This is a genomic window from Maribacter flavus, assembly GCF_008386635.1.
In the GTDB taxonomy this organism is placed as follows: domain Bacteria; phylum Bacteroidota; class Bacteroidia; order Flavobacteriales; family Flavobacteriaceae; genus Maribacter; species Maribacter flavus.
In genome coordinates, this window is record NZ_VUOE01000001.1 from 175,338 (window position 1) to 188,523 (window position 13,186).

At 40.8% G+C, this 13,186-nt stretch carries 15 protein-coding genes; 5 read left to right on the plus strand and 10 right to left on the minus strand.

What is annotated here, in order from left to right:
• Nucleotides 1-33: 33 nt before the first annotated feature.
• A complete protein-coding gene (locus F0361_RS00725) occupies nt 34-654 on the minus strand; it encodes a LysE family translocator (RefSeq protein ID WP_154916805.1) in 621 nt (206 codons plus the stop codon).
• A 338-nt stretch (nt 655-992) separates the two neighbouring features.
• On the opposite strand from F0361_RS00725, the gene F0361_RS00730 reads away from it, so the two are divergent.
• Nucleotides 993-1,415 carry a Dabb family protein gene (locus F0361_RS00730; protein WP_154916806.1) on the plus strand — a complete coding sequence of 141 codons (423 nt, stop codon included), beginning with the start codon at nt 993-995 and terminating at the stop codon, nt 1,413-1,415.
• Nucleotides 1,416-1,421: 6 nt separating this feature from the next.
• Here F0361_RS00730 and F0361_RS00735 read toward each other — a convergent pair whose 3' ends face one another.
• Both F0361_RS00735 and F0361_RS00740 read right to left on the minus strand, forming a co-directional pair.
• Entirely contained in the window at nt 1,422-2,462 is a 1,041-nt protein-coding gene (locus tag F0361_RS00735) for a quinone-dependent dihydroorotate dehydrogenase (protein ID WP_154916807.1), read from the minus strand.
• A gap of 77 nt (nt 2,463-2,539) precedes the next feature.
• Nucleotides 2,540-2,986 (minus strand): hypothetical protein, encoded by a 447-nt coding sequence (locus F0361_RS00740; protein WP_154916808.1) that lies wholly within the window; start codon nt 2,984-2,986, stop codon nt 2,540-2,542.
• 69 nt (nt 2,987-3,055) lie between these two features.
• Between F0361_RS00740 and pepT the strand changes: the two genes are divergently transcribed.
• Both pepT and F0361_RS00750 read left to right on the plus strand, forming a co-directional pair.
• Nucleotides 3,056-4,282, plus strand: coding sequence for a peptidase T (gene pepT, locus F0361_RS00745; RefSeq protein WP_154916809.1), 1,227 nt, complete (start codon nt 3,056-3,058; stop codon nt 4,280-4,282).
• Between the two features lie 4 nt (nt 4,283-4,286).
• On the plus strand, nt 4,287-4,886 hold the full coding sequence (locus F0361_RS00750) for a YdeI/OmpD-associated family protein (protein WP_154916810.1): 600 nt from the start codon (nt 4,287-4,289) through the stop codon (nt 4,884-4,886).
• An 18-nt stretch (nt 4,887-4,904) separates the two neighbouring features.
• On the opposite strand, the gene F0361_RS00755 is transcribed toward F0361_RS00750, so the two are convergent.
• The 4 genes from F0361_RS00755 to nusB form a co-directional block, all read right to left on the minus strand.
• Nucleotides 4,905-6,254 (minus strand): Gfo/Idh/MocA family protein, encoded by a 1,350-nt coding sequence (locus F0361_RS00755; RefSeq protein WP_154916811.1) that lies wholly within the window; start codon nt 6,252-6,254, stop codon nt 4,905-4,907.
• Between the two features lie 93 nt (nt 6,255-6,347).
• Nucleotides 6,348-6,635, minus strand: coding sequence for a preprotein translocase subunit YajC (gene yajC, locus F0361_RS00760; protein WP_138257543.1), 288 nt, complete (start codon nt 6,633-6,635; stop codon nt 6,348-6,350).
• 29 nt (nt 6,636-6,664) lie between these two features.
• A complete protein-coding gene (locus F0361_RS00765) occupies nt 6,665-7,135 on the minus strand; it encodes a DUF1573 domain-containing protein (RefSeq protein ID WP_138257542.1) in 471 nt (156 codons plus the stop codon).
• Nucleotides 7,136-7,178: 43 nt separating this feature from the next.
• Complete coding sequence (gene nusB, locus F0361_RS00770; protein WP_154916812.1) at nt 7,179-8,129, minus strand: transcription antitermination factor NusB; 951 nt, start codon at nt 8,127-8,129, stop codon at nt 7,179-7,181.
• 243 nt (nt 8,130-8,372) lie between these two features.
• Between nusB and F0361_RS00775 the strand changes: the two genes are divergently transcribed.
• Entirely contained in the window at nt 8,373-10,124 is a 1,752-nt protein-coding gene (locus F0361_RS00775) for an ABC transporter ATP-binding protein (RefSeq protein ID WP_154916813.1), read from the plus strand.
• 67 nt (nt 10,125-10,191) lie between these two features.
• The gene (locus F0361_RS00780) at nt 10,192-10,569 is read left to right on the plus strand and encodes a PUR family DNA/RNA-binding protein (protein ID WP_138257539.1); all 378 of its coding nucleotides are present in this window, start codon (nt 10,192-10,194) and stop codon (nt 10,567-10,569) included.
• 72 nt (nt 10,570-10,641) lie between these two features.
• Here F0361_RS00780 and F0361_RS00785 read toward each other — a convergent pair whose 3' ends face one another.
• The 3 genes from F0361_RS00785 to F0361_RS00795 all read right to left on the minus strand — a co-directional run bounded on the left by F0361_RS00785 (nt 10,642) and on the right by F0361_RS00795 (nt 13,169).
• On the minus strand, nt 10,642-11,685 hold the full coding sequence (locus F0361_RS00785) for a lysophospholipid acyltransferase family protein (RefSeq protein WP_154916814.1): 1,044 nt from the start codon (nt 11,683-11,685) through the stop codon (nt 10,642-10,644).
• The gene (locus F0361_RS00790; protein ID WP_317131716.1) at nt 11,666-12,637 is read right to left on the minus strand and encodes a bile acid:sodium symporter family protein; all 972 of its coding nucleotides are present in this window, start codon (nt 12,635-12,637) and stop codon (nt 11,666-11,668) included. Before F0361_RS00790 ends, F0361_RS00785 begins: the two co-directional genes overlap by 20 nt.
• Nucleotides 12,638-12,866: 229 nt before the next feature.
• Complete coding sequence (locus F0361_RS00795) at nt 12,867-13,169, minus strand: phosphoribosylpyrophosphate synthetase (RefSeq protein WP_154916815.1); 303 nt, start codon at nt 13,167-13,169, stop codon at nt 12,867-12,869.
• Nucleotides 13,170-13,186: the final 17 nt, after the last annotated feature.

A 13,186-nucleotide genomic window follows, 5' to 3' on the forward strand; every position in this document is an offset into this window, starting at 1 on the left:
ATGATGAAGAATACCTACAAACATCTCAAAGACTTAACCCAGCAACAAATAAACTGCCAAGCCAACAAAAACTACTATTTGCAGCCATTTTAATACCACGCCAATAACCTCATTCTTCTGAACCAAGGTTCCTATACTACCGGATAAAAACGCAATGCCACCAAACACCAAGGAGGACACGAAAATGAAAAGAAAACCGAGTATATAAAACTGGACTACGGTACTGATATCATCGGAAAAAAGAAAACCTGGAAAAAAGGCAAGGAAAAATATGGTGACCTTTGGGTTCAAAACATTCATAATAAAACCTTGTTTGAATAAGGAAAACAGACCTTTCTTTTTGCTTCCGTTGTTATTCAATGAAATATCACTATTGCTCCTAAACACCTTAAAAGCTAGGTAAAGCAAGTATAAGGCCCCAAAAACCTTTATGCCGTAAAACACGTTTGGGTTATCCTTAATGACCGCGGAAACACCAAAAGCCAACAACGTGGTATGCACCAAGCAACCCGTCATCAGTCCGGCCACGGTGGCCAGACCGTACTTTTTACCGTTGACCATACTTTGGATCAGGACAAAAATATTATCGGGTCCCGGTGAGATGGCCAGTGCGGCCGTCGCCAATGAAAAAGCAATCAGTACGGAATAATTCAAATTTTCCCTTTTTTCTCCATCGTTGAAAAATACAAATAATACCAGTTCTGGTTTAGGAGTGTGCCAAAATTTATGCTTTTGCTTTTTTTTTTGCTGAAGCCGTGAAGATTGTAAATAGCCCGGGCTCTTTGCTATTTTCACATTGATGGCAAAGGGAAAATGAACAAGTAAATTGACACCTTCTTAAATTGGAAATGATATGATACCCTAACCGATTTTTTATATCTTGTTCAAAATTTGGATTCAATAAAACCTTCATCGAGAGAAATTTATTGAAAATCCAAATCAGTAGTTAAACAAATGCTCAAATACAGATTCATCAACCTCAAGAATAATAAATGAAAAAATCAATACTATCTTTAGTAACACTTGTAGTTATAGCCTTTTTCAGCTACAGCTTCAACAACAACAATACAAACACAATTACGGAAAACACTATGGTACAGGCCAACGACAGCATCCTTAGACATGTGGTACTTTTTAAATTCAAGGATGGAACTTCTGCCGAGAATATTAAAAAAGTAGAAGATGCCTTCCATGCCCTGCCTTCCAAGATACCCCAAATTGCGGGATACGAATGGGGCATAAACAATAGTCCGGAAGGTTTGGACAAAGGTTTCACCCATGTGTTCTTTTTGTCCTTTAAAAGCGAGGAGGATAGGGCCATTTATCTACCACATCCTGATCATAAGGCCTTTGGGGCCGTCCTAGGCCCGCATTTGGACGATGTGCACGTGATGGATTATTGGACTTCCAACTAAAGTCTTCTAAACCTCTTCCGCTAGGATCGCTTGGTTTATTTTCTTGACCAAGATGGGTCCCTCATAAATAAATCCGGTCCACAATTGGACCAAGTCGGCCCCCGCACGTAGTTTTTCCAAGGCGTCCTGTGGTGCGTGGATGCCCCCTACCCCAATAATTGGGAAGGCTTTGTTACTACGTTCCGCTAAAAACCGGATGACCTCGGTACTTTTATCCTTCAAGGGCTTACCGCTAAGGCCACCGGCCTCTTCCAAGAGCAGTCCGTGGGATTTGAGGTTTTTTCGCTCGACCGTCGTATTGGTGGCGATTACCCCATCTATTTTGGTATCGGCCACAATATCGATGATATCCAAGAGTTGGTTGTTGGTAAGGTCCGGAGCGATTTTCAATAAAATTGGTCTACGTTTAACGGACCTATCGGTAGCCATCTTCTTGTTGGTCACTTCCAATTCCCTTAAAAGCCTTGTCAAGGGTTCCTTATCCTGAAGTTCCCGTAAGCCCGGGGTATTTGGTGAGCTTACATTCACCACAAAATAATCCACATAATCAAATAGGGCATCAAAACAAATCATGTAATCCTTAATGGCCTCGTCGTTGGGTGTGACCTTGTTTTTACCGATGTTACCCCCGATCAAGACCCTATGCTCGTTTTTCAATCGTTCCACCGCCTCAAAAACACCCTCATTGTTAAAGCCCATCCTGTTGATGATGGCACTATCTGCCTTCAAGCGAAATAACCGCTTTTTAGGGTTTCCGTCCTGCGGTTTTGGTGTCAACGTCCCTATTTCCACAAACCCGAAACCAAAATCCGAAAGTTCATTGTAGAGGACGGCGTTCTTGTCAAATCCTGCGGCCAGACCAACCGGATTTTTAAATTTAAGGCCGAAAACCTCGCGCTCCAATCGTTCGTCCTCCAAGGTGAAGACTGGTTTAAGTAGCCCTAAAAGTCCCACTTTTGAAATGATCTTGATTAACGCAAAGCTAAAATGATGGACCTTTTCAGGGTCGAATAAAAACAGGATTGGCCGTATTACCGATTTATACATCTTGGGTTGGATTTTTGCAAAAATACAAAGTGCGAACTTTATAGTCCTGATGTCATCCCCTTAAAATTCAATCCTGCCTATTTCTGTTTTGGGGGAATGCTATCGGAATACACTTTTGGTGTTATCACAAAAGGGGAACGGGAGGCTTCATGACAAAGATCCAAATATAATTGGTACTGTTTCGGATTCAATAATGCGAGTAACTTTTTGTCTATCATGGATTGAACCGACTGCATGCTATCCATGACATTGCGGTACTTTAAAGCCAATTGATTCAATTCCTCCACCGTATTTTGTGGGTGCCTATTATAAACATTTTCAAGCTGAACGTTCAATATCTCATTTCTATATTTCAACTCGGCCGATAGATTCAAAAGCTCCTGTTTTTGAACATCGTTCATCTGGAAAATATCCGCGAGCGAATCGTTTTCAGTGATTCCCACCCCCAGAAGACAATCTGCCTGGGACCTAACCGAAAAGGAAATCAGAACCAAAAGAAAGGTCTTAAAAGCTAGAAACCGCATGGAAACATAGATTATTAACGGATGACGAAAATACAATATAAAAGCTATTTTTGGATAAAAACCGAAGATATGAAAGACGTAATGTCACGTTTTTTGGATTATGTGAAGATAGACACCCAAAGCGACCCAAACTCCAAATCCACTCCAAGCACCCAAAAACAATGGGATCTGGCACACAAACTTGTAAGTGAATTAAAGGAAATTGGGATGACCGATGTATACATCGATGAAAGGGCCTACATCATGGCGACACTTCCCAGCAACCTGGATTACGAGATACCCATCATTGGCTTTATATCCCATTTTGACACTTCGCCTGATTTTTCAGGGACACATGTAAACCCACAGATCATCAAGGAGTATGATGGTAAAGATATTGTGCTGAATCCTGAAAAGGGCATTGTTCTATCCCCGGATTATTTTGATGATTTACTACAATACAAAGGACAGACGCTCATCACTACCGATGGAACTACGCTGCTTGGTGCCGATGACAAGGCGGGAATCGCCGAAATCATAACGGCCATGGAATATCTTATCAACCATCCGGAGATAAAACATGGAACGATAAAAGTTGGGTTTACGCCCGATGAGGAAATTGGCCGGGGCGCCCATTATTTTGAAGTGGAAAAATTTGGTGCCGACTGGGCCTACACCATGGACGGGAGCCAAATAGGGGAACTGGAATACGAAAACTTTAACGCCGCAAGTGCAAAAATCAGTGTCGCGGGAAAAAGTGTCCATCCCGGCTATGCCAAGTACAAAATGGTCAATGCATTGCTCATCGCCAATAAAATCATCTCCATGCTACCCGAAGCGGAGGTTCCCGAAAAAACTTCGGGCAGGGAAGGATTTTTTCATGTGCACCACGTGCAGGGTGAAATTGAACATGCGGAGATCCAATTGATCATTCGGGATCATTCCAAACCCCGTTTTGAGGAAAGAAAACAACTTCTGCAGGATATCGTTTCACAACTCAATGCCATCCATAAAGATGCCGTTGCTTTGGAAATAAAGGACCAATATTTCAATATGAAGGAAAAAATAGAACCCGTTTTTCATATTGTTGAAATTGCCAAGGAGGCCATGGAATCTGTTGGTATAACGCCAATTATTAAACCGATCCGTGGCGGTACGGATGGTTCCCAACTGAGCTTTATGGGCCTACCTTGCCCCAACATTTTTGCCGGGGGACATAATTTTCACGGCAAGTACGAGTATGTTCCGGTGGAAAGTATGGAGAAGGCCGTGGCCGTAATCGTTAAAATTTGCGAACTTACAGCTACCAAAAGCTGAGATCATGGAAATATCGGAAAAACTGGATGTATTCTTTTCAGAGGAACATATTTTTAATTCGCCCGTTTTACGATTAAGGAGCCTAATTTTGGAATCGGGATTGGAAGAAACCTACAAATGGAGTTTTCCTACCTACACCTTGGATAACAAGAATGTAGTGGCCATTGGGAAATTTAAAAATCACTTTGCCCTTTGGTTCTTTAATGGCGGTCTCCTCAAAGACCCCTATAATGTTCTGGAGAATGTACAAGAAGGCAAGACCAAAGCTATGCGCCATTGGAAATTTAATAGTGCGGACGAAATAGATGCCGAAAAGATCAAAGAATATATTGACGCAGCTATTGCAAATCAGAAAAAAGGAATTGAGATAACACCCATAAAAAAGAAACAAACCGCCGAACTCATTTTACCGGAATTACTTCAAAAGGAGCTGAACAAAAACCCCGTAGCAAAAAAAGCCTTTGACGCCCTTTCACAGGCAAAACAGCGGGATTATGCTTTGTATATAAATGAGGCCAAAATGGAAAAGACGAAAATTTCCAGATTGGCCAAAATTATTCCTATGATTTCAGTCGGTAAGGGTCTCAACGACCAATACCGTTAACCATTTACCATGAAGCAGTTAGACCATGGGCAGTTTCCAGCCATTTTGGTAGTTGGCCATCAAGTATTGATTCGCTTCCTCGTTCTTGAACTTACCGGATGCATCGTCCCAATAAATTCGGTTACCTGTTTTAAAGGCCGCGTTACCCATGTGAGACACCAAAGCGGCATCATAGCCTACCTTGATCGGTGCAGTTAGCTTGGAAGCATCCCTACTCTTTACGGCCTCCATAAAGTTTTGGGTATGCAGGTCCAACCCGCTTTGACCGCCATTATCGAACTTCATGGCTTCCATTTTAGGAATACCATCCTTGCCCCAACCTTGGAACTCCGTTTCGGGAATCACTTCCCAACCTTGCCTGTCCAATACCAAAGTCCCATTGTTTCCAATAAATGCGATTCCGTGGTTCCTTCCATAGTTACCTCCATCTATCCCTGTGGCATGTTCCCATAAAATCGAGAATCCATCGTACTCATAAACTGTTTGTAGGGTATCGGGAGTTTCAGAGGCATCATCCGGATAGGCAAACTTCCCTCCCAAAGCCATTACGGACTTAGGTGTGCTGGCCTTCATTCCGTACAAGGCATAATCGATCAGGTGTACGCCCCAGTCCGTCATAAGGCCACCTGCGTAATCCCAGAACCATCTAAAATTGAAGTGGAAACGATTTGGATTGAAGGGCCTTTGGGTGGCGGGCCCCAACCACATATCATAGTCAACCCCTGCAGGAGCGGTACCATCCGGTACAATGGGCACGGGTTTCATCCAACCTTGATAGGCCCAGGCCTTTGCCAACCTGATTTCGCCCAATTTACCGGAATGCACAAAATCAATGGCATCCACAAAATGGGGCTGGCTACGCTGCCATTGCCCTATTTGGACCATGCGATCGCTGGCCCCAACATAGTTTAACATGATATTCGCCTCCTGAACGGAATTGGCAATGGGCTTTTCACAATAGACATCCTTACCTGCCTGTAATGCATCGGTCAATTGCAAACAATGCCAATGGTCCGGCGTTCCAATAATTACCACATCAATATCCTTATTTTCCAACAGTTTTCTATAGTCCTTGTACCATTTGGGCTTTTTGATACCGGCCTTTTCCAAATCGGCAGTACGCTTTTGCAATACGGTTTCATCTACATCGCATAGACCAATAACATTGATGTCGCTCATTTTAAGAAACGACGAAAGGTCCGAAAACCCCATACCATTGCAACCTATGAGCCCCACATTTACGGTGTCATTGGGACCAACTTTCTTTCTCATGGCCGCCAAAAGCTCCATGGGAAACATAAATGTAGCTCCTGATACGAGCAAACCTGCTGTACTCTTTTTAATAAATTCTCTTCTATTACCAAACATGTCCTTTTATTTTGTTGGATGAATATAGGAATTTTAAACAAAAAAAAGCACCAATTTTTCTTTGGTGCTTTTCAATTTATTCATGAGGTAAGGTTATTTCTTTTCGGGAGCATTTAGCTTTTTGCTCATTTCCATAGAAATGGCAGACCTGTCGAATTTAAGCTTTCCGGCCATTGTTTCCAAAATACAGGAAAAATCCTTATCGTTCAATTCAACGACCTTACCGTGCAATCCGCTCTTTGTAATTACCCTATCTCCACGTTTTAACTCCGCAGCAAATTTCTTCTCGTCCTTTTGTCTCTTCATTTGTGGTCTTATCATGAAAAAATAAGCTACCACAAAAATCAAAATCATTGGAAGAAACTGTCCAATATCACCCATATAAATATTCTTAATTTATGTAGTCCAATTTATTTTACTGGTCCAAGCGGAGCGGCCCCTTTTGGATTCACAAAAGCCTTTATCCTTAAAAGTTCAGAACCTTTTTCAGTATTTGCAGTAACCGTAATGGTTTTTGTTACTTGGTTTTGTCCAGATCCGTTGAACTTGACGACCAATTCACTGGACTCTCCCGGTGCGATCGGATCTTTTGGTGGGTTTGGCACTGTACAGCCGCAGCTACTCTTTGCATCAGTAATGATTAGGGGAGCATTACCTGTATTGGTGAATTTAAAGGAAGTCTCCTGAGGCGTTCCTTGTTCAATGGTACCAAAATCATGTTCGGCCTTTTCAAAAGTCATCACCGGAACTGCCTTGGCGGCCTCGTCCCTAACAGCGGCTTCGGCCACATTATCGGATTTAATTTTACTGGAAGCATTTTCCTTACATGAAGTGAATGCGAACATCGCAACTACGCCAGCGGCAAAAACTACTTTTTTCATTATTGATTTTTTTTAGATTGAAACAAAATTAGAAAATATTTTTTTATAACAGACCACGGCCCATTTTATTAAGCTTTCCTTCCTTTTTATATTCTTTCACGAGCTTGTCCAAAATACCATTGATGAAAATGCTACTTTTTGGGGTGGAATACTCCTTTGCTATTTCCAAATACTCATTAATGGTGACACGCTCCGGTATGGAAGGAAAATTGAGCAGTTCGCAAATGGCCATCTTCAATAATATCGAATCGACATCTGCAATACGGTCTTTATCCCAGTTTGGGGTCTTGCCCTCAATTTCCTTTTCCAACACCTCGTTTTTCAACAACGTTTTTTTCAGCAATTTATTGGCAAAGTCCATATCCTCCTGATCCTTTAACAGTTTGGGAAGAAAGAATTTAGGGTTTTGGTTAGGTATTACCTTTTTAAATTGTTTCACCAAGAAGGTATTTACAATGGGCAAATCGTCAACCCAAGTTAGTTTATTGTCCTCAAAATAATCGTAAATCTTGTCGTTGGGTGCGACCACCTCCTTGAATAAGGAAATTATAAAGTCTTTGTCCTGTTCATAGCTTCCATCCGGTTTTGCCATGTATTCCTTATAGATTTCGCTCTCAATGATGGATTTATAAATAAGCCTAACATATTCCTCGTTCAAGTACCAATTGTCCAATTTCCTTTTGGAAAGCTCCTCTTTGACCAAGACGTTATCCTTGATCTGAAGCAGCAATCCGTTGTTTACGAACTTTGACTTGTTGGGAAACTTATTATCTGTTTCATCGGAAAGATACTTTTTTGAGGAGAGGTTCAATTGTTCCGAAGCTTTTTGTTGAATCTCGATTAAAAGACTTAGCCAAAGCAGATAAAGTGTGTAGGTATTCTCTATGCTTACCGCTAAAAATTTCTCCTGTTTTTGAAGTGAATCATCCTTGGATTGGATAAGGGCGTAAATACACTGCATCACTTTTACCCTAATATGCCTTCTTGTAAGCATGTAAAGAACTTTTGTATTGATGAATAATTTCTGGGCAAAAGTACGGATCTATTTAAGTCGCAACCAAACCATTTGAAGCTAATTTTACAACTTTCCTTTTCCTAAATTCCAATGTAATACCTAGATTCTGTCAATTGGGATGCCCTTTAATTAAATACTAGCCCAACTTAGGAATTATATAACAGTTGAATCGTGGTCAAAAAACCTATCTTTGAAAACTTAAAACTACGACCCAAACACTTCATGAAGGAACTTAGGCACCTCAACAAATACTTTAAAAAATACTGGCTTAAACTCTTCGTGGGGATTCTTATCACCATCATCGCAAGGGTATTTCAATTGGTGATGCCTTCCTATGTGAACAAGATAATTACCGTGGTAGAGCAGTTTTTGGACGCTAAACTCCCCAAAACGGAGGCCACCTCCTTGCTTTTGGAGTATATCTTAATAATCGTGGGCGCCGCTCTTTTATCCGGTTTTTTCACGTTTTTAATGCGGCAAACCATCATCAACGTATCCCGCTATATAGAATTTGACCTTAAAAATGAGATTTTTGACCATTACCAGAAGCTAAGCCTCAACTTTTATAAAAAGAACAGGACCGGTGATTTGATGAACCGTATCAGCGAAGATGTAAATCAGGTTCGCATGTATGCAGGACCCGCTATCATGTATGGTATTCAGACGCTAACGCTGTTCGTATGCCTGGTACCACTCATGTTCATTAAGGCACCTACCCTGGCGGCCTACACACTACTACCGCTACCCATATTGTCCGTACTTATTTATAAAATCAGTAAGGTAATTCACAAAAGGAGCACCATTGTTCAGCAATATCTATCCAGCCTCTCCACATTTACCCAAGAGACGTTTTCAGGGGTTTCCGTCATAAAGGCCTATACCTTGGAGCCACAGACCAATCAAGAATTAGAGGTCCTGGCTAACGAGGGCAAGGACAAAAGTATGAGCTTGGCACGTGTCAACGCATGGTTCTTTCCGCTAATGATTCTGCTAATTGGCATAAGCAATATTCTTGTTATATATATAGGTGGTGTACAGTATTTGAACGGGAAAATTGGTGTAGGACTTATTGCTGAATTCATTCTTTACGTCAATATGCTTACGTGGCCAGTGGCCATTGTGGGATGGCTTACATCCATTGTGCAAACTGCCGAAGCCAGTCAGAAAAGAATCAACGAGTTTTTGAACCAAAAATCCGAATTGAAAAATGGAAGTCTGGAACTCAAAAATGTTGCAGGCAAAATAGAGTTCAAGGATGTCAGTTTTACGTACGAGGATACCGAAATCAATGCCTTGAAGCAAGTATCTTTTACTATAAATCCAGGAGAAACCATTGCAATTTTAGGTAAAACAGGCTCCGGAAAATCTACAATTTTGGATTTGGTAGCCCGATTATACGATGTCTCATCCGGGGAAATACAAATAGACGGGAAGCCTATTCAAGTCTATGACACTACCAGTTTAAGACAGGCGATCGGTGCCGTTCCCCAAGATGCCTTTTTGTTTTCCGATAGCATCAAGAACAACATCAAATTCGGAAGAATGGACGCAACGGACGAGGAAATCATTTCCATTGCAAAGGATGCGGTCGTACATGAGAACATCATGGGGTTTTCCAAAAAATATGATACAGTTTTGGGGGAACGGGGAATCACTTTGAGCGGTGGCCAAAAGCAACGGGTTTCCATAGCAAGGGCCCTATTGAAAAACCCAAAGATTTATTTGTTCGATGATTGCCTTTCGGCCGTGGATACTGAAACGGAGGAAGAAATCCTCACCAACCTGAAAAAAGTTTCCAAGGAAAAGACTACCCTAATTGTAAGTCACAGGGTTTCATCTGCAAAGAACGCCGATAAAATCTTGGTCTTGGATGATGGCAGGCTGGTTCAAGAAGGAACGCATGACGAATTAAACGCGGTACATGGCTATTACCAAGAGCTTTATAAGAACCAGCTATCGAATAAAGAAAACTAAAATTTTGTTGCCGAATAACTATTTTTTTTCCATTTTTGATAGACTAACCATAGAATATAATTAGGAAATGAGCGAAAGAGATTTAATGGATCAAGAGGAAATTCACTCTAAAGTTTTAAGAGCAGGTAGAAGAACGTACTTTTTTGATGTACGAAGCACGAAAGCCGGCGACTATTATCTAACGATTACGGAAAGTAAGAAATTTACACATGACGATGGTTCCTTCCACTACAAGAAACACAAGATTTACCTGTACAAAGAAGATTTTGAAGCCTTTAAGGAAAATGTCGAGGAAATGATGGATTTTATCATCGATGAAAAGGGACAGGAGGTTATCTCTGAAAGACATCAAAAGGATTTTAAGAAGGAGGACGAGGAAACAAGTACTGCCAACGATTCAAGTTCAAGTGGCAGTTTTACGGATGTAAGTTTTGACGACATTTAAACACTTCTTCAGAAAAATAAATACGACCCTTGTTAAGGGTCGTATTTATTTTAGGTCGTTTTCCAAAAACATTTAAGCGAACTTAACCAGTATCCTGTTCAGTAAAAAAATTCCTCCTACGATCAAAAGACCAAGTTTTACATTCACCAAAAAGGAAATAACCAAAAATAAAACTAGGAAATAGACCGTAAAGCCCACTTGCGCCGTTGCGTAACGCAAAGTACCGGTAAACTCGGCCTCCCATACCTTAGGTTTTACAATGAATTTCCATAAAAGCCACATAGGGAAATTAATAAGGGCAATTAGCACCTTGAAGATATTGAGCCTTTGTTTCGAAATTGAAGTTTGACCGCTTGGTATTACTGTTAATTCAAATTTTGAAACTTCTTGATTGACCTTCCTGGGCCTCAAAAAGGATATTTTTTTGCTTGCCAAATATTCCAGAATCGTATCATAATCCTCTTCGGATGCAATATGTGTGGTAAGTTTTTTTAGGGCATTTGAAACGGCGGATTTTGTCCTTTTTTCGGATCTCTGGATATCCGCTTCTTCGAATAAGGACCTGGCGCTAATGGACGTTCCATAATAAACCGCTACGGAATCCGGAAAACCGGTCGCATCCAAATAATTCAGACCCACGGGAACAATCTGCAAATCGATTTCCGGATGCTGTTGTAAGGCCCTAAAAACAATTCTTGTAAATCCCTTGCTCAGGGGCCGAACCCTTCTTTTAAGGTTATGGTTTGCTTCCGGGAACATTACCAGTGCCTTTCCCTGCCCCAAAATTTGGGAACATTTGTCAAAGACTTCATCGTTTTTACTCAGGGAACTCCTGCCGTCACGGATTCGGTACACAGGAATCATTTGAAAGAACTTGAATATTTTATTCAACAAGGGCTTTCCAAATACATCCGCACGAGTCAAAAAATAGGGTTTCCGATTACAGTCCACCGCAATCAACAAAACATCCATAAGGGCACTTTGATGATTGGGCAGAAACATGACCGGTTTGTCCAAGGGTACATTTTCAAGACCAAAAACTACTATTTTTTTATGATATGAATGAAGGCCGGTTTTTATATAGACCTTTACCAAATTATAAAGAAGGTTCTTCATGCAAGTTTTTATCTTTTATGGGTCTCATGTTCCAGAAAGTGGCCAGGAGCAAACCGGAAACCATATGCCAAATTCCCCAAAAAGCCGCTAAAATAGCCATCCCGCCCAAACCTTCAAAAAAAGTGAATATCAGCAGTAGTCCAAGCCCTGAATTCTGAATTCCGGTTTCGATAGTAATAGACCTTGTATTTTGAGTGTCCAAATTAAAGGCCTTCGCAATGCCATATCCTCCCATAAAAGCCAGTAAATTGTGGAGCAGCACAAGCCAAAAAATGTAAAGAACATACTCTAAAAAGACATCAATATTATTGAACAAGGCCAAGAAGACCAAAAAAATAAAAAACACAAGGGAAAATACCTTAAAAAATTTGGCCATTCGTAACGCAAGGAGCGGTTTCCAATGATTCAGACCCATACCAAGGAGTAAGGGAATACCCAATAACAAGGCCACCAGTTTGACCATTTCAAATGGTGCTATCGCCACGGAATTGAGTAAGGAAGAAGTAGGTCCATATAAAGAACCCCAAAATTCCAAATTGAGAGGTGTCATGATTATGGCCAATAGCGTAGCGATGGCCGTAAGACAAACCGATAATGCCGTATTGCCGCCTCCCAAATGGGTAATGTAGTTGGAAATATTACCTCCTGGGCAAGCCGCGACCATAAACATGCCCAAAGCCACACTTGGGTACGGTTTTAAAAGGAAAACCAATAAAAACGTAATTATTGGCAAAAGAAGGAACTGACTTGCAACCCCTATGAATACAGGCTTGGGATTCACCCATAATTGTCTAAAGTCCTTTAACGATATTTCAAGGGCAATCCCAAACATCACCAAGGCCAACACAATGTTCATGAGCCAAAGGGCCTCATTATCGAAATTTATTTGGACGCTATCTAGGGAAGCTTCTGTCAAGTAATAGAGATTAAAATCGATCCACTTAGCGGACAAGATAGCAATATACTAAAATAGTGTTAAAAAGCTAGATTTCCCTTTTTAACCCAAATTATGCATTGGGACTACGTCATGAGGGTTCAAAATACAATAAACACAGGTGTTTTCTTGATTTTAGCATAGCATCGCTATGGTTAAATTAAAAAACAGCCTAAACAGCGTGTGTTTAAAGTAGTTTGAAGCCGTAATAGATTTTCTACTACATATTTTGGGTTTAAGCATATATCTATTGAATCCTAAGCTTTTCTATCATTTCCCTAGAAACATTTCCCGCATAAACGCCATAGGCATCTACCAAGAGTCCTTTTCCTCCGTTGCTGGTTTCTATGACATAAAGGATGGTGCTATCGTCCGGGTTGGTCTCACCCTCGAATCGATAGTATTTGACAACATTGAGGTCCACAGCCTTGTGAATTTGCTTTTTTGCCTTATTCTCAATACCGGCATCACAAAGATTAAAGTCCTCCGTATACCCTTCCTTTTTTAAGTCATTTATTGCCTCTGATAATGATATATATGAATTTTCCATGTGCTGATTTTAAGTTT

Coding starts and splice junctions, on each gene's coding strand:
- pepT (WP_154916809.1), top strand. CDS start 3,056: ATGAAAGACGTAATGTCACGTTTTTTGGATTATGTGAAGATAGACACC.
- F0361_RS00775 (WP_154916813.1), top strand. CDS start 8,373: ATGAAGGAACTTAGGCACCTCAACAAATACTTTAAAAAATACTGGCTT.
- F0361_RS00735 (WP_154916807.1), bottom strand. CDS start 2,462: ATGTATAAATCGGTAATACGGCCAATCCTGTTTTTATTCGACCCTGAA.
- F0361_RS00755 (WP_154916811.1), bottom strand. CDS start 6,254: ATGTTTGGTAATAGAAGAGAATTTATTAAAAAGAGTACAGCAGGTTTG.
- F0361_RS00740 (WP_154916808.1), bottom strand. CDS start 2,986: ATGCGGTTTCTAGCTTTTAAGACCTTTCTTTTGGTTCTGATTTCCTTT.
- F0361_RS00765 (WP_138257542.1), bottom strand. CDS start 7,135: ATGAAAAAAGTAGTTTTTGCCGCTGGCGTAGTTGCGATGTTCGCATTC.
- nusB (WP_154916812.1), bottom strand. CDS start 8,129: ATGCTTACAAGAAGGCATATTAGGGTAAAAGTGATGCAGTGTATTTAC.
- F0361_RS00730 (WP_154916806.1), top strand. CDS start 993: ATGAAAAAATCAATACTATCTTTAGTAACACTTGTAGTTATAGCCTTT.
- F0361_RS00785 (WP_154916814.1), bottom strand. CDS start 11,685: ATGAAGAACCTTCTTTATAATTTGGTAAAGGTCTATATAAAAACCGGC.
- F0361_RS00780 (WP_138257539.1), top strand. CDS start 10,192: ATGAGCGAAAGAGATTTAATGGATCAAGAGGAAATTCACTCTAAAGTT.
- yajC (WP_138257543.1), bottom strand. CDS start 6,635: ATGGGTGATATTGGACAGTTTCTTCCAATGATTTTGATTTTTGTGGTA.
- F0361_RS00795 (WP_154916815.1), bottom strand. CDS start 13,169: ATGGAAAATTCATATATATCATTATCAGAGGCAATAAATGACTTAAAA.
- F0361_RS00750 (WP_154916810.1), top strand. CDS start 4,287: ATGGAAATATCGGAAAAACTGGATGTATTCTTTTCAGAGGAACATATT.